This is a genomic window from Pseudomonas sp. LLC-1 (genome assembly GCF_002992185.1).
In the GTDB taxonomy this organism is placed as follows: domain Bacteria; phylum Pseudomonadota; class Gammaproteobacteria; order Pseudomonadales; family Pseudomonadaceae; genus Aquipseudomonas; species Aquipseudomonas monteilii.
Genome location: NZ_LUVY01000007.1, coordinates 26,140 through 50,394 on the forward strand (window position 1 = coordinate 26,140; position 24,255 = coordinate 50,394).

Here is a 24,255-nt window from a genome sequence, read left to right on the forward strand (position 1 = left end):
GAAGTCAGCCGAAGCCGTAGTAAGTGGCGGTTAACCGCGTCACCAAGGGCCGAACAGGTTATGCCGCCAGTAGGCGTTAAAGTCTCGTTGAATACCGAAATGCAGAAAGTTCTCCCAGAGAAACTGCCACTCCTGGTCCCGGACGGTATCCGAGGATGACGGCTGGCAGCGCGCAGGTATCGGCGGCGTCTATGACGTGGACGAAAGCGGAGCCGGACACGCTGATGGAGCGGGTGCTTGCACCGAGCAACCTCAAGCGTGCGTATCAACGCGTGGTCAGCAATAAGGGAGCACCGGGTGCCGATGGCATGACGGTCGCCGAATTGGCAGGCTACGTGAAACAGTATTGGCCCATTCTTAAAGCCAGATTGTTGGCCGGTGAATACCATCCCCAAGCTGTACGAGCGGTTGAAATTCCCAAACCGCAGGCGGAACACGACAGTTGGGTATCCCGAGTGTCGTTGATCGCCTCATCCAGCAAGCCCTGTTGCAACAGCTCACACCTATCTTCGACCCACTGTTTTCGGATTTCAGCTACGGCTTCCGTCCGGGCAGAAGCGCTCACCAAGCCGTTGAAATGGCACGTGCCCATGTGGTGGCGGGCCATCGCTGGTGCGTGGAGATCGATCTTGAGAAGTTCTTTGATCGAGTCAACCACGACACTCTGATGGCGTGCGTGCAGCGTCACGTTGAAGACAAGCGTGTGCTCAAACTGATCCGTCGCTACCTCGAAGCCGGGGTCATGTCGGGCGGGATCGTCAACCAACGGCAACAGGGGACGCCGCAAGGCGGCCCGCTCTCGCCGTTGCTGTCGAATATCCTGCTCGACGAACTTGATCGAGAGCTTGAGCGTCGCGGTCATCGCTTCGTGCGTTACGCCGATGATGCGAACATCTATGTGCGCAGCCCTCGTGCAGGCGAACGGACGATGAACAGCGTTGAGCATTTCCTGAATCAACGTTTGAAACTGAAGTTGAACCGGGGAAAGAGCCTTGGGCCTGTGACTACTTGGGCTATGGAATGAGCAGTCACCGACAGCCCAGGCTCCGAATCGCCACCTTGAGCCTGCGTCGTTTACGCGACCGGCTCAAGGAACTGCTGCGCGGCGCACAGGGCCGCAAGATGGCAAGTGTCATCGAGTGTATCAACCCGGTGCTACGTGGTTGGGCGGGCTACTTCAAGCTCACTCAAGGCAAAAGGGCTTTGGAAACGGTCGATGGATGGGTGCGTCACGTACTTCGTTGCATGCTGTGGCGGCAATGGAAGCGACCCTCGACGAGGGCTCGTAACCTGATCCGGCTAGGTATCGATGGGGCGCGTGCGTGGAAATCGACGGTCAATGGGCGTGGCCCATGGTGGAATTCGGGAGCGCCACATATGAATCAGGCGCTACCGAAGAAGTTGTGGGATGGTCTTGGACTGGTCTCGGTACTGGATACGATAAACCGACTTAACCGCATAACCTGAACCGCCGTATACGGAACCGTACGTACGGTGGTGTGAGAGGACGGCGGATGTGAATCCGCCTCCTACTCGATTGATGAAAACAGGTCTTTCGTGTGCGTCTGTCGAGGGGCTACAAAGCAGTCCCGTGATGTATGGCGCCACCTCGGTAACATTGCATGTAAGCCTTTTCTTACTTGTTTTGTAAGCTATCTATGCAAGTCTCAGTAAATCATTGTCGTTTTCAGCCCCGGTATTTTTCCAACTCATTGAAAATCATGCGTTATTCGGCTGTGTGGAAATGTGTCCCGTGTAATACCTTGTGAGGTTTCGCGCTTGCCCGCTCAGCTGAAGCCGCTAGTATTCGAACTGTGCACACGGACATGCACAGGCTTCCAGGGAGGAGGCCAAGGACATCGCAAGACGCGATTTCATCAGGATGATGTTTGGGACAAGCAGGGACTACGGAAAAAATGTGGGCGGGTCAAACCGCCCCTTTTTTTTGCCCGCAGAAAAACAAAAAAGGCCCCTAGGGGCCTTTTTCGTGTCCGGGCGCTATCAGCGCTCCAGGTCTGCAATCTTGCCAGTCTTGCCGTCCCACTCTTCAGCGTCCGGCAGGGCGTCCTTACGCTCGGTGATGTTCGGCCAGACTTCCGCCAGTTCGGCGTTCAGCTCGATGAAGTTCTCCATCCCGGCTGGGATTTCGTCTTCCGAGAAGATGGCTTGTGCTGGGCACTCCGGTTCACACAGGGCGCAGTCGATGCACTCGTCCGGGTGGATGACCAGGAAGTTCGGGCCTTCGTAGAAGCAGTCCACCGGACAGACTTCCACGCAGTCGGTGTATTTGCATTTGATGCAGTTGTCGGTGACGACGAAGGTCATTTCTAGTTCTCTCCTCAGGCGACGGCGGCGGCCCTTCCTCTCAGGGCCGCGCGGTTTACAGGTATGTGGCTGCAGGCCAGGCTAATAACCTGCAGCACCAGCAAACCGCGGCGGATTCTACCAGCTTGTAGTGGCTGCCGTTATAACAGGTTCTTTAGTTGATATAGCATTTCGATAGCTTGACGCGGGGTCATGTCGTCCAGTTGCAGCTTGCCCAGCTTCTCGATGGCCGGGTGTGGCAGGCTGGCGAACAGGTCGCTCTGGTGCGGCACTTGTGGCGTGTCCTTGGCTTTTTGCGCCGGGGCCGGCTCATGCGGCAGGCTGGTGGTTTCCAGGCGGCCCAGGTGTTCGCGGGCGCGCTGGATGACCGCCGTCGGCACGCCGGCCAGTTGCGCCACGGCCAGGCCGTAGCTTTGGCTGGCGGGGCCAGGCAGGACGTGGTGCAGGAACACGATACGTTCGTTGTGCTCGGTGGCATTGAGGTGCACGTTGGCCACCAGCGGCTCGCTCTCCGGCAGTACAGTGAGCTCGAAGTAGTGGGTGGCGAACAAGGTGTAGGCACGCAATTGCGCCAGGCGCTCGGCGGCGGCCCAGGCCAGCGACAGACCGTCGAAGGTGCTGGTGCCACGGCCTACTTCATCCATCAGCACCAGGCTGCGGTCGGTGGCGTTGTGCAGAATGTTGGCGGTTTCGCTCATCTCGACCATGAAGGTCGAGCGCCCGCCAGCCAGGTCGTCACTGGAGCCGATGCGGGTGAAGATGCGGTCGACCAGTGACAGCTCGCAGCTGGCTGCCGGTACGAAGCTGCCGATGTGCGCCAGCAGCACGATCAGGGCCGTCTGGCGCATGTAGGTGGACTTACCGCCCATGTTCGGGCCGGTGATGATCAGCATGCGCGTGCTGTTGTCCAGGCCCAGGTCGTTGGCCACGAATGGCGTGGTCAGCACCTGTTCCACCACCGGGTGGCGGCCCTGCTCGATGCGCAGGCACGGCTCGTCGACGAAGCGCGGGCAGTTCAGGTCGAGGTTCAGCGCACGTTCGGCCAGGTTGCTGAGTACATCCAGTTCGGCCAGGGCCGCGGCGCTGTCCTGCAGCGGCGCCAGGTGGCTGATCAGGGTTTCCAGCAGGGCGTCGTAGAGCATCTTCTCGCGGGCCAGGGCACGGCTTTTGGCCGACAGTGCCTTGTCCTCAAACGCTTTCAGCTCAGGGGTGATGAAGCGTTCGGCACCCTTGAGCGTCTGGCGGCGGATGTAGTCGCCCGGTGCCTGTTCGGCCTGCTTGGTCGGCAGCTCGATGAAGTAGCCATGCACGCGGTTGTAGCCGACCTTGAGGTTGGCCAGGCCGGTGCGGGCCTTTTCCCGGGCTTCCAGGTCGATCAGGAACTGGCCGGCGTTTTCGCTGATGGCCAGCAGCTCGTCCAGCTCGCTGTCATAGCCGGCCTTGAGCACGCCGCCGTCGCGGATCACCGCCGGCGGGTTGTCGATGATTGCACGCTCCAGCAGGCTGGCCAGCTCCGGGTAGGTGCCGGTGATGGCTGCCAGGCGCGCCAGGTGCGGCGCCTCAAGCTCGGTCATGGCGTTTTGCAGCTCGGGCAACGCGCCCAAGGCATCGCGCAGGCGCGCCAGGTCACGAGGGCGGGCATTGCGCAGGCCGATACGGGCGAGGATGCGCTCGATATCGCCAATTTCCTTCAGCTGTGGCTGCAGCTTCTCGAAGCGGTAGCCGTCGAGCAGGCAGCGGATCGAGTCCTGACGTGCCTGCAGTACTTTGAGGTCGCGCAAGGGGCGGTTCAGCCAACGGCTCAGCAGGCGGCTGGCCATGGCGGTCTGGCAACGATCGACCACCGATTGCAGGGTGTTGTCACGCCCACCCGCCAGGTTGACGTCCAGCTCCAGGTTGCGCCGGCTGGCGCCATCGAGGATGACCGTGTCGTCCAGGCGCTCGTGGCGCAAGCTGCGCAGGTGCGGCAGGGCCGTGCGCTGGGTTTCCTTGGCGTAGGTCAGCAGGCAACCGGCGGCGCCAATGGCCAGGGTCAGCTTGTCGCAGCCAAAGCCTTTGAGGTCCTTGGTTGCGAACTGCTGGCACAGCGCCTTGCGCGCCGAGTCGCGGTCGAAGTCCCACGGGGCGCGGCGGCGGGCGCCCGGGCGCTTCTCGGCTGGCAGGTCGCGTGGCCAGTCGTCGGGGATCAATAGCTCGACCGGGTTCAGGCGCTCGAGTTCGGCCAGCAGGTTTTCCCAGCCCTTGATCTCCTGCACGCTGAAGTTGCCGCTGGTGATGTCCAGTACGGCCAGGCCGAACAGGCGTTCGTCACCGAGCAGCGCGGCAATCAGGTTGTCGCGGCGCTCGTCGAGCAGGGCTTCGTCGCTGACCGTGCCGGGGGTAATGATGCGCACCACCTGGCGTTCGACCGGGCCCTTGCTGGTGGCCGGGTCGCCGATCTGTTCGCAGATCACCACCGATTCGCCCAGCTTGACCAGCTTGGCCAGGTAGCCTTCCAGCGAATGGAACGGAATGCCGCACATGGGGATGGACTGGCCAGCCGACTGACCGCGCGCGGTCAGGGTGATGTCCAGCAGTTTTGCGGCCTTCTTGGCATCTTCGTAGAAGATCTCGTAGAAGTCGCCCATGCGGTAGAACATCAGCTGGTCCGGGTGCTGGTTTTTCAGCTTCCAGTACTGCTGCATCATCGGGGTGTGTGCGGAAAGATCGGAGAGTGCTTTATTCATCAAAGACTTAGAGTGTAGGTCTCAACATTGTGGGGCAAATTGAGGCGTTCCGTGTTGCATGCGCGGCGCCGAGACCCACCTGAATTTTCAAGCCGCATAGGTTACCACGGCTGCCGCACAGGCAGAACCTGCAACGCCGGGCAGTGCAGGCGTGGGGGCATGGCTTGTTGACAGCATGGGGCTCCCATGGAAGATTGCGCCCTTTTGGCCGTGCCAAGTTAACCGTTATTGCAATCAGGTTGGTTAGTGCAGTGAGTGGAATTCGTTTTGATGTCGATGCGGTGTTTTGTATTTCCCTCGACACGCGGGATGACCGGCGCAAGCTGTTCAGTGAAACCATCGGGCGGCAGCTGGACAATGAAGTGGTCTTTCATGTCGTGGCGAAAAACAGTGACCCCAAGCGGGGTTGCTACGAATCGCACCAGCAGTTGGCACGCCACGCACTGGACAACGGGCTGGATCGAATCCTGATCTTCGAAGACGATGCCAAGGCTTATGATTTCAAGGCTTCGCGGGTGCGCTGGGTGAACCGCTTCATGCAGACACGCTCTTTCCAGGCCCTGCATCTGGGCTATTCCATGGGGCGAACCTGGCTGACGTGGTTCCCGTTCATTGCCAGGGGACGGGTGGTTGCACTGCACGCTTATGTACTGTCGCGCGAAGGCTGCCGGATCCTGGCAGAGACGCCTTACGATGGCACGCCCGTGGATGTGGTGGTCAAGCACAAGATTCGTCAGCACTGCGTGTTCCCGATGCTGTATCGCCAACATGCTGCAGCCGTGGCGGGTAGCGATCTGGAGCAGGTAGTGCGCAATGAGGATGAGTGGTGGGAGCGTAACTGGGCCAAGCACCGGCGTTCACCGATCAAGAACTTCTGGCGTACCGTGCTGCGGCTGAACTTCTGACATGCCCCATTGGCTCAGGCGCATGATCTGCGGGCTGTACAGGCACAAACCGGTCGAGGTCGAACGCCTGTTCATTGGCGAGATCGTCATTTCGCGGCAGGTCTGTCGCCGTTGTGGCTGCCCGCTTCGCGACCTGGCCGAATATCAGTGAAAGCAACTAACTGATAGGGTAGAGGGCAGCCTTCAAGGAGCCCTGTATGGACCCGATCACCACGCTTGCCACGCGTCTGGGTGAGCATCTGCGCCGCTTCAGCGCGCAGGTGACCACCGCCGAATCCTGCACCGGCGGCGGCATCGCCGAAGCCATAACCCGTGTACCCGGTAGCTCGGCCTGGTTCGAGGCCGGTTATGTCACCTATTCCAATGCCCAGAAAACCCGCCAGCTGGGGGTGCCAGAGGTGCTGTTCGGCCAGGTGGGCGCGGTTAGCCAGGAAGTGGTCGAAGCCATGGTCAAAGGCGCCCAGGCCGCCAGTGGCGCGCGCTTTGCCGTGGCGGTAAGCGGGGTGGCCGGGCCGGACGGTGGCTCGCCCGCCAAGCCGGTGGGTACCGTGTGGCTGGCCTGGGGCGATGGCAGTCGGGTCTTCAGCGAGCGCCGGCAGTTCGACGGTGACCGCGAGGCGGTGCGCCGGCAGACGGTGATCGCCGCGTTAGACGGCTTGTTACAGCTTGGTGCCGAGTAAATCGACGACAGGGGTTTGCGTGAGCGCCGGCCTGTGGAATAATACTGGCTACTTATACAGGTATTCCGGCCGTCAGGGCCACGTCGAACACGTGAGGATTTCAATGGACGACAACAAGAAGCGCGCCTTGGCTGCGGCCCTGGGTCAGATCGAACGCCAATTCGGTAAAGGCGCAGTCATGCGCATGGGCGACCACGAGCGCCAGGCTATCCCTGCCATCTCCACCGGCTCGCTGGGCCTGGACATCGCACTGGGCATTGGCGGCCTGCCAAAAGGCCGTATCGTCGAGATCTACGGCCCGGAATCGTCGGGTAAAACCACGCTGACCCTGTCGGTCATCGCCGAAGCCCAGAAAAACGGCGCCACCTGCGCCTTCGTCGACGCCGAGCACGCCCTCGACCCTGAATACGCGGGCAAGCTGGGCGTCAACGTCGATGACCTGCTGGTTTCGCAGCCGGACACCGGCGAACAGGCCCTGGAAATCACCGACATGCTGGTGCGTTCCAACGCTGTTGACGTGATCATCGTCGACTCCGTGGCTGCCCTGGTGCCGAAGGCCGAAATCGAAGGCGAAATGGGTGACATGCACGTGGGCCTGCAGGCTCGCCTGATGTCCCAGGCGCTGCGCAAAATCACCGGTAACATCAAGAACGCCAACTGCCTGGTCATCTTCATCAACCAGATCCGTATGAAGATCGGCGTAATGTTCGGCAGCCCGGAAACCACCACCGGTGGTAACGCCCTGAAGTTCTACGCCTCGGTGCGCCTGGACATCCGTCGTACGGGTGCGGTCAAGGAAGGCGACGAGGTGGTCGGCAGCGAAACCCGCGTCAAGATCGTCAAGAACAAGGTTTCGCCACCGTTCCGTCAGGCCGAGTTCCAGATCCTCTACGGCAAGGGTATCTACCGCAACGGCGAAATCATCGACCTGGGTGTTTCCCAAGGTCTGGTCGAGAAGTCCGGTGCCTGGTATGCCTACCAGGGCAACAAGATCGGTCAAGGTAAAGCCAACGCCGCCAAGTACCTGGCTGAGAACCCGGCGATTGGTGCCGAGATCGAGAAGCAGATTCGCGACAAGTTGCTGACTTCTGGCGCTGTCGCTGCTGCTGGCAAAGCTGCGGCTGCCGAAGCTGATGCCGATGACATGGCCGACGCTGACGCCGGTTATTGATTGCGCGGTAGATAGCTGAACATGTCCGCCGTACTCGACACCCCCGTCGCCATTCGGCGGACAGCCATGGACCTGCTCGCGCGACGTGAGCACGGTCGCGTCGAGCTGACGCGCAAGCTGCGTCAGCGCGGCGCTTCGGATGAGCTGATCGAGCCTGAGCTCGATCGGCTCGCCGAAGAAGGGCTGCTGAGTGAAGCCCGCTACCTTGAAAGCTTTATCCGCTACCGTTCCGGCTCTGGCTATGGCCCTGCGCGTATTCGCGAAGAGCTTGGCCAGCGTGGTTTGGCGCGTGCTGATATCGAGCAGGCGCTACGCGAGAGCGAGGTGGATTGGGCAGAGCGTATGCGTGATGTGTGGCAGCGCAAGTTCGCCGGGCAGCGCCCGCAAGACCCGCGCAGCCGTGCCCAGCAGACCCGGTTTCTCGCTTACCGGGGCTTCCCCATGGATTTGATCGGTCGCCTGCTCAGTGGGCGAGATCTGGATGATTACTGATCATTGCTGAAATGCCGGGGCCGCGCTGCGACCCCAAAGCAGGCGACACTCAAGAGCTGACCTTCAACGCCTCCCTGGCCCGTTGCGTGGTATGCATCGGCTGCGGCTTGGCCCAGTTTTCCGGCAGGTTGATGAAATCCACCAGCTCACGCAACCGGCCCTGATCCCGGCCATTGAAGGCGAACGACAGGCGGGTCAGGTGGCTGAAATTACCCACCTCATGCTCGGCACCACTGTCTGGCTGCTGGTGATACTTGCCACTCAGGCGCAAGTCGGCAAAACCCTCCTGGATGTCATACAGCGCTGCTTCGCTGAGCGGGTGGTGCATGCGGATTACGAACTGGCTCTTCAGCCAGCGGCTGGAGTGGTAGTTGCTGTAGAACTGGTTGATCTCCTCCACCGCCTCGTCGGCACTGTGCACCAGGCGCACCAGCTTCAGATCGCTGGGCAGGATGTAGCGGTTTTCTTCCAGCTGGCGGCTGATGAAGTCCAGGCAGTCTCGCCAGAAGCTGCCGCCAGGCGAGTCCAGCAGCACCACCGGCACCAATGGGCTTTTGCCGGTCTGGATCAGGGTCAGAACCTCCAGCGCTTCGTCCAGGGTGCCGAAACCGCCAGGGCACAGCACCAGGGCATCAGCCTCTTTGACAAAAAACAGCTTGCGGATGAAGAAAAAGTGGAACGGTAACAGCTTGTCGGTACCGCCCACCGTGGGGTTGGCATGTTGTTCGAAGGGCAGGGTGATGTTGAAGCCCAGGCTGTGCTCGCTGCCGGCGCCTTCGTGGGCGGCCGCCATGATGCCGCCACCCGCTCCGGTAATGACCATCAGATCGGAGCGTGCCAGGGTGGCGCCCAGTTCGCGGGCCAAGGCATACATCGGGTGTTCCAGCGGGGTACGTGCCGAACCGAACACGGTCACCTTGCGCCGACCCTTGTAGCGCTGCAGGGTGCGGAACGACTGGTCCAGTTCGCGCAGGGCTTGCAAGGTGATCTTGGCGCTCCAGCGGTCGCTGTCGTCATGGGCCATGCGCAGGATGGTCAGCATCATGTCGCGGTACAGCGGCAAGTTGGGGCTGTCGGGTGCTACCAGTTGCAGTTGTGCGTCGATGTTGCTCAGATCGATGTTGTTGTCGCGGAAGTGGCTGAACAGCAGTTCATTCGATTGGTAAGGCATGCAACGTCTCCTTCTGCACCAATACCTATGACCTCAATCTAGACCGTCGCGCCTGATCGTGCCGGGTTGTTTGGCAGCGCCGCCCGTCGGCATGCACCCATTGGCGGCACGGGTTTGGTTAACTGGTAAAGCGAAACGTGTCGATGCAGGAGGTGGCGGTATGCATCGCTTGACCATCGAAGTGGACGGGCCGCTCTACCGGCTGCTGGAGAGCGCGGCCCAGGTGCATCACCTGAGCCTTGAGGCCGAGTGCCGCCGCAGGCTGGAGGGGCTGGAGTGCCAGTCGCGCTACCTGCAGGCGTTGTTGGCCGAGATGCGCGCCGATGCCGCCGAAGGGCGCTGGTGCGCCCGCGAGAAGGAGCAGGTGTAGCGTGATACGCGGCGGTTACTTCTTCTTGTTGCCGGCCACGCAGCTGGCACTGTCGAAGGCCTGATCCATGATTGGCTGGTTGGTCTTGTAGACCGTGAAACGATAAACCATGACCGCACCCTTGGACATCAGGTTACGGAACCCGCTGTTGCGGCAAACGCTGTCGCCCAGCTGGCTGCGTACCTGCTCGGGGTTGGCCTGCATGCGCTCGGCGTGGCTCTGGCGCACGCTCAGGTGGTTGACCAGCGCCTTGCCCTCTACGGTGTAACCCTGGTCGAGGATGTCCTCGTTGATGGCGCGCGGGGTGCCGACGCTGCTTTCTTTGGCAACCTTCTGCAGCATCTTGTTAAGGTCGTAGTCCTGCTTGGATGCCGCCTGTGCTGCCAACGGCAGGGCGAGCAACAGGCTCAGGGCGGGGGCGATAAGGCGCAGCATGAATCTCTCCTGGTTCGATGACTGGCGCTTTGACATGCGCGGGTCGACGGTGTTCCGTGAAATCGCGCAAGGCAAGATCCGGGCACGGTAAAGGCCCGATTATAAAGACCGCCTTGCAGCCTGCACAGCAATTGCCCCCTGTTCTGGTAGACTGGCGCCCTTGTGTTCTCCGAGTCATCCTTGTGCCCATTTCCAAATCGACCAGAGGCCTGCCGGCATGAGCCATGCGGTAGCGCGCCTGCGCGCTGAACGTCTGGCCCGCAGCAACAAGCCATTCATCGCCCGTGGTTCGCGTGCAGAGCGTTGCGCGGATTGCCGGGTGATTGCTACCCATTGCCTGTGTGCCTGGAAACCCCGTGTACAGGCTGACTCCGGCGTATGCCTGCTGATGCATGACACCGAGCCGTTGAAACCTACCAACACCGGCTGGCTGATTGCCGACCTGATCGAAGACACCTCCGCTTTTGGCTGGCTGCGCACCTCGGTGGACGAGCGTTTGCTGGCCCTGCTCGACGACCCGCGCTGGCAGCCCTATATCGTCTTCCCGGGCGAGTTCGTGGCTGAACAGCGGGTGGTCAGCGAGGTGGTGCGCGAGCCGGGCAAGCGCCCGTTGTTCATCCTGCTGGATGCCACCTGGACCGAGGCGCGCAAGATGTTCCGCAAAAGCCCGTACCTGGACCGCTTCCCGGTGTTGAGCCTGCAGGCCGAGCAGATGTCGCGTTACCGCCTGCGGCGTTCCAAGCGTGACGATCACTTCTGCACGGCAGAAGTGGCCGCCATGTGCCTGGACCTGGCCGGCGACAGCCAGGCCTCGCAGGCACTGGATGCCTACCTGGATGTGTTCAGCCTGCATTACCTGAGTGGCAAGCGGCGCCTGCCGCTGGACGAGCAGGACGACACCCACCAGCGTTTGCATACCTTCCTATAGTCCAAGGGGCACAACCCCTGCTTTGGTTCATAATGACGGAGCTGGCAGCCAGGGTGGGCGAGACGGCAGGGCGATCGGCTTGACCACCCTTGACCGTGCTCGGCATCCTTGGCGCCGATTCCCCGCCGGACGCTTCCCTTACCCTCGAGCGCCTGGCACAGAACAGGATCCTTAGATCGATGGCCACTTACGAAATCCTGATTGCCGATGACCACCCACTGTTCCGTGGCGCCCTGCGCCAGGCCGTTACCCTCGGCCTGGGCCCGGATGTACGCCTGGTCGAAGTCGCGAGCATTGCCGAACTGGAAACCCGTCTGAGCGAAAAAGCCGACTGGGACCTGGTGCTGCTGGACTTGAACATGCCGGGTGCTTACGGTTTTTCCGGGCTGGTGCTGTTGCGCGGGCAATACCCGCAGATTCCCGTGGTGATGGTATCGGCGCAGGAGGAGGCTGCCGTGGTGGTCAAGTCCCGCGAGTTTGGCGCCAGTGGCTTCATTCCCAAGTCCAGCACCCTGGAAGTCATCCAGGATGCCGTGCGCAAGGTGCTCGATGGCGAGGTCTGGTGGCCGCCGCAGGCGTTCGAAAAGGTGGATGTGTCGGCTGAGGCCAAAGCCGCCAGCGAAGGCCTGGCCAGCCTTACGCCGCAGCAGTTCCGCGTACTGACCATGGTCTGTGAAGGCTTGTTGAACAAGCAGATCGCCTATGAGCTGAACGTGTCGGAGGCAACCATCAAGGCCCACGTGACCGCGATCTTCCGCAAGCTGGGCGTGCGCACCCGCACCCAGGCTGCGCTGCTGCTGCAACAACTTGAATCGGTTGCCAGCAACTGACTGCGCGTGGCTTCACGCTTTTTTGACCCGTGCCGGTCTAGTCTGCTGGCCTTTCCGTTGTGAAGTGACTCACATGACATCGCCATTCAAGGGCCAGACCGGCCTCAAACGCATCTTCAACGCCGCCGGCTACTCGCTGGACGGCCTGCGCGCCGCCTTCAAGGGGGAGGCTGCGTTCCGCCAGCTGGTACTGCTCAACGTGCTGCTGATCCCGATCGCCTTCTGGTTGCCGGTCAGCCGTGCGGAACGGGCGATCATGATCGCGGTGTGCCTGTTGGGCTTGATCGTCGAGCTGTTCAACTCGGCAGTGGAGGCGGCCATCGACCGCATCTCGCTGGAGCGTCACCCCCTGTCGAAAAACGCCAAGGACATGGGCAGCGCCGCACAGCTGGTGGCTCTGACCATGGTCGCGCTGGTGTGGGGCGTGATCCTGCTTTAAGCGATTGGCGGCAGTACGATTTCATCACTGCGGGTAAAGCCCGCGGTGAAGCTGCGGCAAAGTTCCAGAAACTCACGCATGGCCGAGGTCTGGTATTTTTGTTTGTGCCAGATGAAGTAGAACTGGCGCATCAGGTCCAGCTCGGGGGTTTCGACCGCTACCAGGCTGCCTCGGCGGAAGGCATCCCGCAGCGCCAGGCGTGAAATGCAGCCAATGCCCAGGCCCGACTCGACGGCGCGCTTGATGGCTTCGGTGTGTTCCAGCTCCAGGCGGATATTGAGGTTGGCGCGGTGATGGCGCATGGCCTGGTCGAAGGTCAGGCGCGTGCCTGAGCCTTGCTCGCGCAGTATCCACGCTTCTTGCGACAAGCTTTCGATATCGGCGCGGCCCAGCGTGGCCAGCGGATGCTGCGGCGCGCAGAACACCACCAGTTCGTCCTCCACCCAGGGCTGCACTTCCAGGTCCGGGTGGTTGCAGTCACCTTCGATTAGACCCAGATCAATTTCGTAGTGCGCCACCTGTTGCACGATATGCGCAGTGTTCTGTACATGCAGCTTCACCTGGCTTTCCGGGTGGGTCTGCATGAAGCTGCCGATCAGCAGGGTGGCCAGGTAGTTGCCGATGGTCAGTGTGGCGCCGACCGCCAGCGAGCCGAAACCGGACTTGCCATTGAGCAGGTCTTCGATTTCCTTGGCCTGGTCGAGCAGGGCCACCGCCTGCGGTAGCAGCTGATGGCCCAAGGCGTTGAGGGCCAGTCGCTTGCCGGCACGGTCGAACAACTGGCAGCTCGATTGCCGCTCCAGTTCGGTAATTGAAGTGCTGGCGGCCGACTGCGACAACGCCAGCAGGCTAGCGGCCCGAGAGACGCTTTGATGCTGAGCGACGGCGACGAAGACCTGCAGTTGACGAAGTGTGAATCGCATATCGATATAACCGATAACACATATCTTGATAATCCAGTTAACAGATATTGTCGCTGCCCCTAAACTATCGCGCAACTGCGCGTTTTGCGCGCCGCGTTTTTCTTCAGGAGCCCCATCGATGAGCAACATGAACCACGAACGTGTCCTCAGTGTGCACCACTGGAACGACACCCTGTTCAGCTTCAAGTGCACCCGCGACCCGGGCCTGCGCTTCGAGAACGGTCAGTTCGTGATGATCGGCTTGCAGCAGGAAAGCGGCCGTCCGCTCATGCGTGCCTATTCCATCGCTTCGCCGAACTGGGAAGAGCACCTGGAGTTCTTCAGCATCAAGGTGCCGGACGGCCCGCTGACCTCGCAGCTGCAACACCTGAAGGAAGGCGACGAGATCATCATCAGCAAGAAGCCTACCGGTACCCTGGTACTCGATGACCTGAATCCGGGCAAGCACCTGTACCTGCTGAGCACCGGCACTGGCCTGGCGCCGTTCATGAGCGTCATCCAGGACCCGGAAACCTACGAGCGCTTCGAAAAAGTGATCCTGGTGCACGGCGTGCGTTACGTGAACGAAGTGGCCTACCGCGAGTTCATCACCGAACACCTGCCGCAGAACGAGTTCTTCGGTGAGTCGGTTCGCGACAAGCTGATCTACTACCCGACCGTGACCCGCGAGCCGTTCGAGAACCAGGGCCGCCTGACCGACCTGATGCGCAGCGGCAAGCTGTTCAGCGACATCGGCCTGCCACCGATCAACCCGCAGGACGACCGTGCGATGATCTGCGGCAGCCCGAGCATGCTCGACGAGACCAGCGAAGTGCTGGACAGCTTCGGCCTGAAGGTCTCCGCCCGCATGCGCGAGCCGGGTGACTACCTGATCGAGCGTGCCTTCGTCGAGAAGTAAGGCGCAGGCTGGTACAAGAAGGCGACCCTTGGGTCGCCTTTCTTATGCCTGAACACAATCTATTCGACGCGCGTCTCGCCGCTGTACACCAGAATCCCCCGGCACCGCTTGCACAGGTACCGCCGCCCCTGGCGCACCAGTTTGTGCCGCTGCGCCGTAAACGGGAAGTCACCCTGCGGGCACGGGCAACGGTAAATGTAGCGGGTGACCGCGCGCCGTTGCACTTCGTAGTTGTGGCACCGGTTGGGCGGCAGCTCGTACACCCCGCGCATGATCAGCTGCCACTCCTCGCCATGGGCCTGGATGCGGTCGCCGAACAGCTGGTGGGCCACCAGGTGTGCCACTTCATGGGCCACGGTCTGGCGCAGGAAGTCTTCCTGGTTTTCGCGGTAGAGCTGCAGGTTGAAACGCAGCAGGTTCTCGTGCAGGTGGGCAACCCCGGCTTTTTGCCCGCGCAGCTTGAAGCTGACTTCCGGGCGCGGGAAGGGGCGTTTGAAGAAGGTTTCGGCTTGCTGGTAACAGGTTTCGACGCGTTGTCTGAGCAGCTCGGGCATGGCGGGGTGGTTCTCCTGACCGGGCATTATGCCGCAACTGCAGCGGGGGTGCCGAGCCACCGGTCAGCGCACAGCCAGAGGCCGCCTTGCGGCGGCCCCTGGTTGATGCCCCAGTGTTGGTTGAATCTGTTCTAGTTGGTGTAGACGGGCCCCACGCCCAGTCCCCAGATAATCACCGTGGCAGCCATGATCGCCACCAGTACCACAAGGCCCACCGCCAGCACGGAGCTTGAGAACAGGAAGCCTTCGTCGGACGGTATGTTCATGAACGTCGGTAAGCCGACATACAGCAGGTACACCGTGTAGCAGATGGCGGCCGTGCCGATCAGCATGCCCAGCCACAAGTGCGGGTAGAGCGCTGCCAGGCCGCCGATGAACAAAGGGGTGGCGGTGTAGGTGGCAAAGGCGATGCACTGCGCCATGGACGGGTTGGCATCGTAGGTGCGGGCCATCCAGTGGATGAATGCGCCCATTACCGCCACCCCGGCGAGCATTGCCAGGTACGACATGATGCTCATCCAGATGGCGCTTTCCATGGTCAGCATCACGGCTGGCCGGTCGCCGATCACCCAGCCGACCTGGGTGGTGCCGATGAACGCCGAAACGGCGGGAATCGCCGCCAGGATAAGGGTGTGCGTCAGGTACATGTGGCTGATGGTTTCTTCTTCGCCACGGATTTCCCGCCATTCCTGGTCGGGATGGGTAAACAGCCCCACAACGTGATGAATCATGCCGTCACTCCTCTCAATGTTGCCAAACGCCCCCCAGATGGAGCGCAAGCGGCCCGAGGCCCGAACACCGATGCAAGCGGTAATGTGGCCTTATGTCGCAGTATAGGAAGCTGTTGCCGGCATAAACCGTGCTTTTTAGAGCAAATTGCGCTGTCAGGCGTACTGTTGATTACAACGAAGTCTTTATCGGAATGCCTACAGCGGCGCCGCGTTTGTGCGTAAAATAGCCGCCTTTTGTCACACCTCGCGGATTCAAGCGCTATGGGCACCCTCTCGGTCAACCAGAACAAACTGCAAAAACGCCTGCGTCGTCTCGCCGGCGAAGCCATCACCGACTACAACATGATCGAGGATGGCGACAAGGTCATGGTCTGTCTGTCTGGCGGCAAGGACAGCTACACCATGCTCGACGTTCTGTTGCACCTGCAGAAGGTGGCACCGATCAAGTTCGAGATCGTTGCGGTGAACATGGACCAGAAGCAGCCCGGCTTCCCCGAACACGTGCTGCCGGCCTACCTCAAGGAGCTGGGCGTCGAGTACCACATCGTCGAGAAGGACACCTACTCGGTGGTCAAGGAGCTGGTACCCGAGGGCAAGACCACCTGCTCGCTGTGCTCGCGCTTGCGCCGTGGCACCCTGTACACCTTCGCCGATGAAATCGGCGCGACCAAGATGGCCCTGGGGCACCACCGCGACGATATCGTCGAAACCTTCTTCCTCAACATGTTCTTCAACGGTGCGCTCAAGGGCATGCCGCCGAAGCTGCGTGCCGATGATGGCCGCAACGTGGTGATCCGCCCGTTGGCCTACTGCAGCGAGAAGGACATCCAGGCCTACTCGGACATGAAGGAATTCCCGATCATCCCGTGCAACCTGTGCGGCTCGCAGGAAAACCTGCAGCGCCAGGTGGTCAAGGACATGCTGGTGGAGTGGGAGCGCAAGCACCCGGGCCGTACCGAGAGCATTTTCCGCGCCCTGCAGAACGTGGCACCGTCGCAACTGGCCGACCGCAACCTGTTCGATTTCACCAGCCTGAAGATCGACGAAAACGCTACCCCGCGCTTCCTCGACGTGGTGAACATCTGAGCCTATGCGCGATTACCAGTGGCTGCATGAGTACTGCCTGAACCGCTTTGGCTCGGCCCAGGCGTTGGAGGCATTCCTGCCGCAGCCGCGCACGCCGGCGCAGCTGCGGGGCATCAGTGATGACCGCTACCTGTCGACCCTGGCCTTGCGTGTGTTCCGCGCCGGGCTCAAGCACAGCCTGGTGGACGCCAAGTGGCCGGCGTTCGAGCAGGTGTTCTTCGGTTTCGACCCGGAGAAGGTGGTGCTGATGGGCGCCGAGCACCTAGAGCGGCTGATGCAGGATGAGCGCATCATCCGTCATATGGGCAAGCTCAAGAGCGTGCCGCGCAATGCGCAGATGGTGCTTGATATCGCCAAAGAAAACGGCAGCTTTGGTGCGTTCATCGCCGATTGGCCGGTGACCGACATTGTCGGGTTATGGAAGTACCTGGCCAAGCATGGCAATCAGTTGGGCGGGTTGTCGGCGCCGCGCTTCCTGCGCATGGTCGGCAAGGATACCTTCATCCCCACCGATGACATGGCGGCGGCGCTGATTGCGCAGAAAGTGATCGACAAGCAACCGACCAGTCAGCGTGACCTGGCGTTGGTGCAGCACGCGTTCAACCAGTGGCATGCCGAGAGCGGGCGGCCACTGTGCCAGTTGTCGGTAATGCTGGCGCATACCGTCAACCATTGAGATTTGTGTCGCCCCATTCGCGGGCTTGCCCGCTCCCACAGGTAATGCACCGGTTTCAATGACGATGCAAATCCTGTGGGAGCGGGCAAGCCCGCGAAGAAACTAACGCCCTTCTCCTGCCATACGCCGCTCATGCTGGAACTTCCAGCGCACATACAGCAGCCCTGCAATGAACAACCCGAGGCTCACCAGCACTTCAACCCAGCCAAACACCGCCCGCGCCGGGTCGAACGCCGCCAGCACGCCCTTGATGAAATAGATGTTCACCACGAAGCAGGTCCAGGCATGTGCCCGGGCGCTGCCTGTCAGCATGGCCGGCAGCAGCAACAGCAGCGGCACCAGTTCGATCGCCAGGATCACCTCGACCCGTGCGCCATGCAGGTTGGCGAACCAAAGGTTGTTCACCACCAGCAAAGCGATCAGGCCGAAGAAGAACGCCAGGCTCAACGCCCGTGTCAGGCGCAGGCGCGGTGCCAGCCACTCCAGTGGCGGCAACACCTTGGGCTTTTTAGCCACGCGCGGCCTCCAGGGCCTTGGCGGTGGTCGCCAGGCGTTGGCCAAGGGCGCGGCACAGGGTGACCTCGTGTTGGTCGAGCTCGCGCTTGCCATCGGCACCGGCATGGTGGCTGGCGCCGTAAGGGGTGCCGCCGCCGCGGGTTTCCAGCAAGGCCGATTCGCTGTAGGGCAGGCCCATCACCAGCATGCCGTGGTGCATCAACGGCAGCATCATCGACAGCAGGGTGGTTTCCTGGCCGCCGTGCAGGCTGGCGGTGGAGGTGAACACGCCAGCCGGCTTGCCGACCAGTTCGCCACCCAGCCACAGGCTGCTGGTGCCGTCCAGGAAGTACTTCAGCGGCGCTGCCATGTTGCCGAAACGGGTCGGGCTGCCCAGCACCAGGCCGGCGCAGTGGCGCAGGTCGTCCAGGGTCGCGTACAGCGCGCCACTGGCCGGAATATCCGGCGCGACGGCTTCGCATTCGGTGGAGATCGCAGGCACCGTGCGCAGGCGCGCCTCCATGCCGGCCAGTTCGATGCCGCGAGCGATATGCCGGGCCATTTCGCTGGTCGAACCATGGCGGCTGTAATACAGCACCAGGATGTACGGGGCGCTCACGGCAGGATCTCCAGCACTTTTTCCGGTGGGCGACCGACCACGGCCTTGTCACCGGCGACCAGGATCGGGCGTTCGATCAGCTTGGGGTGCTGGGTCATGGCGTCGATCAGTTGTGCATCGGTCAAAGCCGGGTCAGCCAGGTTCAGGTCCTGGTACGCGTCTTCACCTGTGCGCAGCAGTTGGCGGGGTGTGATGCCCAGTTTGGCGAGCAGGGCCTTGAGGGTGGCGGCGTCGGGCGGGGTTTCCAGGTAGCGCACGATGGTTGGCGCCAGGCCGCGGGCTTCGAGCAGTTCCAGCGCGCCGCGGGATTTCGAGCAGCGCGGGTTATGATAGAGCGTGAGGTCGGTCATGTCGGGTCGCATCCAGCAGGGTGTGGCGGCTATTCTAACCGCAGCGACTGACCAATTTGCTTTAAAACTCGAGAAGGATTGACCCATGGCAAGGCGTCTGGCAGCAGTACTGGCCATCACCGCGAGCCTGTTGCTCGGTGGTTGCGGTGCCGATTATGGCGTGGACCAACACGGTAATACGGTTAAGGCCGAACAGATCGACGGGCACTGGCTGGTGCTCAACTACTGGGCTGAATGGTGCGGGCCGTGCCGTACCGAGATCCCTGAACTGAACGCGGCGGCCAAGCAGTGGGCGGCCGATGGCATCAAGGTGGTGGGGGTGAATTTCGATGGCTTGCAGGGTCAGGACCTGAAACAGGCCGCTGAAACCCTGGGCATCGGTTTTACCGTGCTGGCCCAGGACCCGGCCGAGCGCTACGACCTGCCACGCAGCGAGGCGCTGCCGGTGACCTACATCATCGATGACAAGGGCAAGGTGCGTGAGCAGTTGCTGGGCGAGCAGACCCTGGAAGGCTTGCAAGCCAAGATCAAGGCCCTGAAAGGCGCTTGATACATTTGGGGCTGCTTTGCAGCCCTTCGCGGGCACGCCCGCTCCCACAGGTGGAGTGGGAAAACTGTGGGAGCGGGCGTGCCCGCGAAGGGCCGCAAAGCGGCCCCAATGATTATCAGCCTTCCTCAGGCCAGAACCGCAGCGGTTTACCCTCGGCTGGCCAGAAGCGCATCTGCTCCACCGGCGACACATCCCAGCGCTGCACCGTTTCCAGTGCCTGCAAGAAGCGCTTTTCCTGCTCCATCAACGCTGGCGCGCACAGCTTGCGGGTCTTGCCGACCTTGCCGAAGCTCAGGTGCTCACCGTCCAGCGTGTACGGCGCAAACCAGTGGTTGCAACCGCCATTGCCATAGGCGCGGCCGTCACTGGCCAGGGTCAGGGTGAGGTGGCTGTAGTCGATCAGCGGGCGTTCGCCAATCCATTCCAGCACATAGCTGCGTTCCTGCTGCAGCTTCGAAGGTTCTGCGGCGCAGCCGAGCAGGCCGGTGGCAATCAGCACGCCGGTCAGCAGATTTTTCACTCGGCGCTCTCCTGGCAACGCGGGCACAGGTGTTTGTCGCCACGGCTGGCCCAGCCCAGTTCGGCAATGCGCGCGCTGGCAGCGGGTTGGCGGGCTTGTTTGCCCAGCTTGGCGTCCACGGCAAACTCGAAGTCCAGCACGGCATCGCAGCTGTCGCACTCGACCTGCCAGGTGAGGATTTCCAGCTCGTTGAACACCGGGCCGCTGGCCACGGCAACCCACTGGCCGCGCGGGTTGATCAGGTGGCGCACGCTTTCCACGGTCAGGCGCATGGACAGGTCCTTGCTGCCTTTGAGGGTGACCAGCAGGGTGTCGCCTTTGTGCATCGAGCCGCCGTTGCCAGTGACCTGGTAGCGGCCTGGCACCAGTGCGCGGCACTCGATCAGGGTGTGTTGCGGGTTGAAAAGGGTGTAGCGGAAATCGTGCTCGACCATGGGTCCTCCAGAAATGCCGCGTATCCTAGCATTAACCCATCACCAGATTCTGTGGATTGCCCGCCGCCCAGCGGTTGATGTTGTCCAGCGTGGTCGCAGCGATGGCATCCAGCGCCTCGCGGGTGAGGAAGGCCTGGTGAGCCGTGATGATCACGTTGGGGAAGGTCAGCAGGCGCGCCAGCACATCGTCCTGCAGGGGCAGGTCGGAGCGGTCTTCGAAGAACAGCTGGGCTTCTTCTTCGTAGACATCCAGGCCCAGGTAGCCGAGTTGGCCGCTTTTCAGCGCATCGATCAGTGCCGGGGTGTCGACCAGCGCGCCACGGCCCGTGTTTATGAGCATGGCTCCGGGTTGGAGGTGGGCCAGGCTTTGCGCATTGATCAAGTGACGGGTGTGCTCGGTCAGCGGGCAGTGCAGGCTGATGATGCGGGCTTCGCGCAGCAACTCGGGCATGGTCAGGTAGCGTGCACCGAGGGCCAGCAGTTCCGGGTTGGGGTAGGGGTCGTGGGCCAGCAGTTGGCAGCCGAAACCGGCCATGATGCGGGCAAAGGCCACGCCGATCTGGCCGGTGCCGACCACGCCGACGGTTTTGCCGTGCAGGTCGAAACCGGTGAGCCCGTGCAGGGTGAAATCACCTTCGCGGGTGCGGTTGTAGGCCCGGTGCAGGCGCCGGTTGAGGGCCAGGATCAACGCCACGGCGTGCTCGGCCACGGCGTGTGGCGAGTAGGCCGGCACACGCACCACGGCAAGGCCAAGCCGCTGGGCCGCAGCGAGGTCGACGTGGTTGTAGCCGGCCGAACGCAGGGCGATCAGGCGTGTGCCATCGGCGGCCAGGCGCTGCAGCACCGGGGCGTCGAGTTCGTCGTTGATGAAGGCACAGACGACTTCGTAGCCGCTGGCCAGGGCGGCGGTGTCTAGCGTCAGGCGGGCAGGCTGGAAATGCAGCTCCAGGGTGCTGCCACTGGCGGCCCGGGTGAAGCTTTCCTGATCGTAGTGCTGGCTGCTGAACAACAGGGCGCGCATGGTGGGGCTCCTCATTCAAAACTCGACCGCTCTGTTCAAGCGCTCAATCTGGCCTGCGCCGCCAGCCGGCTGATCGCACCGTCCAGCTCATCCAGCGCCTGCTGTGCCTGCGGATTTTCCTGTTTGAGCAAGGTCTCGCTGCGCTGGCAGGCCGCGCGCAACTGCGGCACACCGCAATAGCGCGAGGCGCCGTTCAGGCGGTGTACCTGCTCGATCAGGCCATTGCGGTCGTCTGCCTCGCGGGCTGCACGAATGGCTTCGCGGTCTGCCTCCAGCGAAGCCAGCAGCATGCTCAGCATGTCGGCTGCCAGGTCCGCCTTGCCAGCCGCCAGGCGCAAGCCTTCTTCGGGGTCGAGTACCTTGAGTTCATCGCTGTTGGCCAACAGCTCGGTTTGCGCCTGCTGCGGTGTGCCCAGGCTCAGGCCCGTCCATTTCATCACCACCTGGGCCAGTTGCCGTTCGCTGATAGGCTTGGTCAGGTAGTCGTCCATGCCGCCGTGCAGCAATGCGCGTTTTTCATTGGCCATGGCGTGGGCGGTAAGGGCGACGATCGGCAACGGGTTGCCGCTTTGGGTATTTTCCCAAAGCCGAATCTGCTCTGTGCAGGCGCGGCCATCCATGCCGGGCATCTGCACGTCCATCAATATCAGGTCGAACGGCTCGTCCTGTACGGCCTTTACCGCGGCATAACCGTTGTCTACGGCCAGCACTTCGGCGCCAAGGTCCTCTAGCAGTGTCTGCACCAACAGCAAGTTGGCGGCATTGTCGTCGACGCACAGGATTTTCGGCTGCCGCTGGCCGTTGATGCTGTTCGCTTCGCCCAGCGGGCGGCGTGGTTGCACCAGCTCCAGCAGCAGACGACGCAGTTTGCGGGTGCAGGTCGGCTTGGACAGCAACTGGCCATGACCATTGGGCAGGAACGGGTGGTAAAGGGCTTGCTCGGTGGTCGGGCACAGTACCACGCATTGGCAGTGGTAGCGCTCAAGCTGCTGGTGGTAGCGGCCCAGTTGCTCGGGCGACAGGTTGCCCAGGTTGGCCCCGAGTACGGCGAACTCGAACGGCTGGCCGGCCTGGCTGGCAGCTTGCACCGCCTGCAGCAACTGGTCGTAGGAGGTGAACAGGCTGACGCTGAGGCCACAGTCTTCCAGTTGGTGTTCCAGCGCCTGACGGGCCAGCTCGTGGCCGTCGACGATGGCGGCGCGGCGGCCTAGCAGCGGCTGTAGCGCAAACGCCTCGACATCGTCGTGGGCTTTGGGCAGGTTGAGGCTGATCCAGAACTGCGACCCTTCGCCCGGGGTGCTGTCGACGCCGATTTCACCGCCCATCTGCTCGATCAGGCGCTTGGAAATCACCAGCCCCAGGCCGGTGCCGCCGGGTTGGCGGGCCAGTGAGTTGTCGGCCTGGCTGAAGGCCTGGAACAGTGTACGTACATCCTGCGGCGACAGGCCGATACCGGTGTCCTGCACGCTGATGCGCAGTTGTGCGCTGTCTTCGTGCTCGTCTTCGAGCATGGCGCGTACGACGATGGTGCCTTCGCGGGTGAACTTGATGGCGTTGCTGACCAGGTTGGTCAGGATCTGCTTGAGCCGCAGCGGGTCGCCGATCAACGAAGCGGGCGTGTCGCGATAGATCAGGCTGAGCAATTCCAGCTGCTTGGCGTGGGCGGCCGGTGCCAGGATGGTCAGCGTGTCCTGAACCAGGTCACGCAGGTTGAACGGGATGCTGTCGAGCACCAGTTTGCCGGCCTCGATCTTGGAGAAATCGAGGATCTCGTTGATGATCCCGAGCAAATTGTCGGCGGATTTCTCGATGGTGCTCAGGTAGTCCAGCTGGCGCGGCGTCATTTCGCTTTTTTGCAGCAGGTGGGTAAACCCCAGAATGCCATTGAGCGGGGTGCGGATCTCGTGGCTCATGTTGGCCAGGAACTCCGATTTGATGCGGCTGGCCTCAAGCGCCTCCTTGCGCGCCATGTCCAGCTCGATGTTCTGGATCTCGATGGTTTCGAGGTTCTGGCGCACGTCTTCGGTGGCCTGGTCGATGCTGTGCTGCAGTTCTTCATGGGCATTTTGCAGGGTTTCGGCCATGCGGTTGATGCCGCGTGCCAGCTCGTCCAGCTCATGGCTGCCCATGGTTGGCAGGCGTTCTTCCAGGTGGCCGTCCTTGAGCTGGTTGACCGCGTGCTTGATGCGCTCGATGGGGCCGTTGATGGTGCGGCTCATGCGCAGCGCCAGCAGGCCGCTGAGGGCCAGGCAGGCGAGGATCAGTAACAGGCTGGTGAACAGGTTGCGATAACCGCGCAGGAGAGTGCCGTCGTGCGACAGCTCGATCTCGACCCATCCCAGCAGGCGCTCGGCCTCGGCCGGTACGGCATCGGTGGCCAGATCACGGTGGTGGCCGAACACGGGCATCAGGTAGCGGGTGGCGTCATTGCCGCTGCGTTGCAGCAGTTGGGTGCCCGTGCCGCCGCTGGGGGGCTGGTTGAGCATGCTCGGGCCGGCGTGGGCCAGGCGTGTGCGGTCCGGGGCCAGGAAGGCGACGGCCCGTACGTCGGACTGCTCCAGGGTTTGCGCGGCGATACGCTCCAGTTGCGCTGGCGCGAGCCGGGCCATGGCGGGGGCGGCCAGTGGCGCCAGTTGTTCGGCTATCATCTTGCCGCGCTGCAACAGCTGGGTGCGCAGGTCATTCTGTTGCAGCCAGGTGAAGTAACTGCCCAGCACCAGGGCCATCAGGCCGGCCGGCAGCAGTGCCAGCAGCAGGACCCGGCTGCGGATTCCCAAGCGATCGAGCACACTCGCCTCCTGTGATGTGCCTGGATGCCATCAAGTGGTGACGGCCAAGCCGCGAAGTTACTCCGCCTGCGGCACCATTGCACCTCTTTAGTACGTGTTTTGCGCCATTGCCGGTGCATTGGTCGCAGGGCGGTTGC

The 24,255-nt window shown here is 62.2% G+C and carries 27 protein-coding genes and 1 pseudogene; 14 read left to right on the forward strand and 14 right to left on the reverse strand.

Annotation, left to right across the window (positions count from 1 at the left end):
- Window positions 1-60: 60 nt before the first annotated feature.
- Window positions 61-1,467, forward strand: a pseudogene (ltrA, locus tag A0O30_RS06125) (group II intron reverse transcriptase/maturase).
- 534 nt (window positions 1,468-2,001) lie between these two features.
- Here ltrA and fdxA read toward each other — a convergent pair.
- Together fdxA and mutS are read right to left on the reverse strand one after the other, a co-directional pair.
- On the reverse strand, window positions 2,002-2,325 hold the full coding sequence (gene fdxA / locus A0O30_RS06135; protein WP_012270863.1) for a ferredoxin FdxA: 324 nt from the start codon (window positions 2,323-2,325) through the stop codon (window positions 2,002-2,004).
- A 140-nt stretch (window positions 2,326-2,465) separates the two neighbouring features.
- Window positions 2,466-5,051 (reverse strand): DNA mismatch repair protein MutS, encoded by a 2,586-nt coding sequence (gene mutS / locus A0O30_RS06140; RefSeq protein ID WP_105945904.1) that lies wholly within the window; start codon window positions 5,049-5,051, stop codon window positions 2,466-2,468.
- Between the two features lie 251 nt (window positions 5,052-5,302).
- Here mutS and A0O30_RS06145 point away from each other — a divergent pair, with 251 nt between their 5' ends.
- The 5 genes from A0O30_RS06145 to recX all read left to right on the forward strand — a co-directional run bounded on the left by A0O30_RS06145 (window position 5,303) and on the right by recX (window position 8,299).
- On the forward strand, window positions 5,303-5,956 hold the full coding sequence (locus tag A0O30_RS06145) for a hypothetical protein (RefSeq protein WP_105945905.1): 654 nt from the start codon (window positions 5,303-5,305) through the stop codon (window positions 5,954-5,956).
- Window position 5,957: 1 nt separating this feature from the next.
- Window positions 5,958-6,107 (forward strand): hypothetical protein, encoded by a 150-nt coding sequence (locus A0O30_RS27765; protein ID WP_158261452.1) that lies wholly within the window; start codon window positions 5,958-5,960, stop codon window positions 6,105-6,107.
- Window positions 6,108-6,153: 46 nt separating this feature from the next.
- A complete protein-coding gene (locus tag A0O30_RS06150) occupies window positions 6,154-6,636 on the forward strand; it encodes a CinA family protein (protein ID WP_060501896.1) in 483 nt (160 codons plus the stop codon).
- A gap of 103 nt (window positions 6,637-6,739) precedes the next feature.
- A complete protein-coding gene (gene recA, locus A0O30_RS06155; protein WP_105945906.1) occupies window positions 6,740-7,807 on the forward strand; it encodes a recombinase RecA in 1,068 nt (355 codons plus the stop codon).
- 21 nt (window positions 7,808-7,828) lie between these two features.
- Complete coding sequence (gene recX, locus A0O30_RS06160) at window positions 7,829-8,299, forward strand: recombination regulator RecX (RefSeq protein ID WP_016715436.1); 471 nt, start codon at window positions 7,829-7,831, stop codon at window positions 8,297-8,299.
- A 49-nt stretch (window positions 8,300-8,348) separates the two neighbouring features.
- Here the strand turns inward: recX and A0O30_RS06165 are convergent, their stop codons facing one another.
- On the reverse strand, window positions 8,349-9,470 hold the full coding sequence (locus A0O30_RS06165; protein WP_019099313.1) for an LOG family protein: 1,122 nt from the start codon (window positions 9,468-9,470) through the stop codon (window positions 8,349-8,351).
- A 160-nt stretch (window positions 9,471-9,630) separates the two neighbouring features.
- On the opposite strand from A0O30_RS06165, the gene A0O30_RS06170 reads away from it, so the two are divergent.
- Window positions 9,631-9,840, forward strand: a complete 210-nt coding sequence (locus A0O30_RS06170) for a hypothetical protein (protein ID WP_105945907.1) — start codon at window positions 9,631-9,633, stop codon at window positions 9,838-9,840.
- Window positions 9,841-9,855: 15 nt separating this feature from the next.
- Here the strand turns inward: A0O30_RS06170 and A0O30_RS06175 are convergent, their stop codons facing one another.
- A complete protein-coding gene (locus A0O30_RS06175; protein WP_016715439.1) occupies window positions 9,856-10,275 on the reverse strand; it encodes a quorum-sensing-regulated virulence factor family protein in 420 nt (139 codons plus the stop codon).
- A gap of 217 nt (window positions 10,276-10,492) precedes the next feature.
- Here A0O30_RS06175 and A0O30_RS06180 point away from each other — a divergent pair, with 217 nt between their 5' ends.
- The 3 genes from A0O30_RS06180 (at window position 10,493) to A0O30_RS06190 (ending at window position 12,472) form a co-directional block, all read left to right on the forward strand.
- A complete protein-coding gene (locus tag A0O30_RS06180; protein ID WP_105945908.1) occupies window positions 10,493-11,203 on the forward strand; it encodes a tRNA-uridine aminocarboxypropyltransferase in 711 nt (236 codons plus the stop codon).
- Window positions 11,204-11,382: 179 nt separating this feature from the next.
- Entirely contained in the window at window positions 11,383-12,033 is a 651-nt protein-coding gene (gene erdR, locus A0O30_RS06185) for a response regulator transcription factor ErdR (RefSeq protein ID WP_016715442.1), read from the forward strand.
- 73 nt (window positions 12,034-12,106) lie between these two features.
- The gene (locus tag A0O30_RS06190; RefSeq protein ID WP_010952700.1) at window positions 12,107-12,472 is read left to right on the forward strand and encodes a diacylglycerol kinase; all 366 of its coding nucleotides are present in this window, start codon (window positions 12,107-12,109) and stop codon (window positions 12,470-12,472) included.
- Here A0O30_RS06190 and finR read toward each other — a convergent pair.
- The gene (gene finR, locus A0O30_RS06195) at window positions 12,469-13,395 is read right to left on the reverse strand and encodes a LysR family transcriptional regulator FinR (RefSeq protein ID WP_016715443.1); all 927 of its coding nucleotides are present in this window, start codon (window positions 13,393-13,395) and stop codon (window positions 12,469-12,471) included. The genes A0O30_RS06190 and finR overlap by 4 nt on opposite strands.
- A 118-nt stretch (window positions 13,396-13,513) precedes the next feature.
- On the opposite strand from finR, the gene fpr reads away from it, so the two are divergent.
- Complete coding sequence (fpr, locus tag A0O30_RS06200; RefSeq protein WP_016501130.1) at window positions 13,514-14,293, forward strand: ferredoxin-NADP reductase; 780 nt, start codon at window positions 13,514-13,516, stop codon at window positions 14,291-14,293.
- Window positions 14,294-14,352: 59 nt separating this feature from the next.
- Here the strand turns inward: fpr and A0O30_RS06205 are convergent, their stop codons facing one another.
- Together A0O30_RS06205 and A0O30_RS06210 are read right to left on the reverse strand one after the other, a co-directional pair.
- Window positions 14,353-14,847: a SprT family zinc-dependent metalloprotease gene (locus A0O30_RS06205; RefSeq protein ID WP_060501886.1), complete on the reverse strand. Its 495-nt coding sequence runs from the start codon at window positions 14,845-14,847 to the stop codon at window positions 14,353-14,355.
- A 131-nt stretch (window positions 14,848-14,978) separates the two neighbouring features.
- Window positions 14,979-15,578: a Yip1 family protein gene (locus A0O30_RS06210; RefSeq protein WP_003252385.1), complete on the reverse strand. Its 600-nt coding sequence runs from the start codon at window positions 15,576-15,578 to the stop codon at window positions 14,979-14,981.
- 261 nt (window positions 15,579-15,839) lie between these two features.
- Between A0O30_RS06210 and ttcA the strand changes: the two genes are divergently transcribed.
- Window positions 15,840-16,664: a tRNA 2-thiocytidine(32) synthetase TtcA gene (gene ttcA, locus A0O30_RS06215; RefSeq protein ID WP_016715445.1), complete on the forward strand. Its 825-nt coding sequence runs from the start codon at window positions 15,840-15,842 to the stop codon at window positions 16,662-16,664.
- A gap of 4 nt (window positions 16,665-16,668) precedes the next feature.
- Window positions 16,669-17,340, forward strand: a complete 672-nt coding sequence (locus A0O30_RS06220; protein ID WP_105945909.1) for a DNA-3-methyladenine glycosylase I — start codon at window positions 16,669-16,671, stop codon at window positions 17,338-17,340.
- A gap of 102 nt (window positions 17,341-17,442) precedes the next feature.
- Here the strand turns inward: A0O30_RS06220 and A0O30_RS06225 are convergent, their stop codons facing one another.
- The 3 genes from A0O30_RS06225 to arsC are packed head-to-tail and all read right to left on the reverse strand — an operon-like array spanning window position 17,443 to window position 18,804.
- Window positions 17,443-17,856, reverse strand: coding sequence for a DUF2069 domain-containing protein (locus A0O30_RS06225; RefSeq protein WP_105945910.1), 414 nt, complete (start codon window positions 17,854-17,856; stop codon window positions 17,443-17,445).
- The gene (wrbA, locus tag A0O30_RS06230; RefSeq protein ID WP_105945911.1) at window positions 17,849-18,454 is read right to left on the reverse strand and encodes an NAD(P)H:quinone oxidoreductase; all 606 of its coding nucleotides are present in this window, start codon (window positions 18,452-18,454) and stop codon (window positions 17,849-17,851) included. Before wrbA ends, A0O30_RS06225 begins: the two co-directional genes overlap by 8 nt.
- Complete coding sequence (gene arsC / locus A0O30_RS06235) at window positions 18,451-18,804, reverse strand: arsenate reductase (glutaredoxin) (protein WP_105945912.1); 354 nt, start codon at window positions 18,802-18,804, stop codon at window positions 18,451-18,453. The genes wrbA and arsC overlap by 4 nt, the downstream gene beginning before the upstream one ends.
- An 85-nt stretch (window positions 18,805-18,889) precedes the next feature.
- On the opposite strand from arsC, the gene A0O30_RS06240 reads away from it, so the two are divergent.
- The gene (locus tag A0O30_RS06240; protein WP_016715449.1) at window positions 18,890-19,354 is read left to right on the forward strand and encodes a TlpA disulfide reductase family protein; all 465 of its coding nucleotides are present in this window, start codon (window positions 18,890-18,892) and stop codon (window positions 19,352-19,354) included.
- Window positions 19,355-19,469: 115 nt separating this feature from the next.
- Here the strand turns inward: A0O30_RS06240 and A0O30_RS06245 are convergent, their stop codons facing one another.
- The 4 genes from A0O30_RS06245 to A0O30_RS06260 are packed head-to-tail and all read right to left on the reverse strand — an operon-like array spanning window position 19,470 to window position 24,118.
- A complete protein-coding gene (locus tag A0O30_RS06245) occupies window positions 19,470-19,874 on the reverse strand; it encodes an META domain-containing protein (RefSeq protein ID WP_019099308.1) in 405 nt (134 codons plus the stop codon).
- A complete protein-coding gene (locus A0O30_RS06250) occupies window positions 19,871-20,308 on the reverse strand; it encodes a hypothetical protein (protein WP_060501873.1) in 438 nt (145 codons plus the stop codon). The genes A0O30_RS06245 and A0O30_RS06250 overlap by 4 nt, the downstream gene beginning before the upstream one ends.
- 31 nt (window positions 20,309-20,339) lie before the next feature.
- Window positions 20,340-21,329, reverse strand: a complete 990-nt coding sequence (locus tag A0O30_RS06255) for a 2-hydroxyacid dehydrogenase (RefSeq protein WP_105945913.1) — start codon at window positions 21,327-21,329, stop codon at window positions 20,340-20,342.
- Window positions 21,330-21,364: 35 nt separating this feature from the next.
- Window positions 21,365-24,118: a response regulator gene (locus tag A0O30_RS06260; protein WP_105945914.1), complete on the reverse strand. Its 2,754-nt coding sequence runs from the start codon at window positions 24,116-24,118 to the stop codon at window positions 21,365-21,367.
- Between the last annotated feature and the right edge of the window lie 137 nt (window positions 24,119-24,255).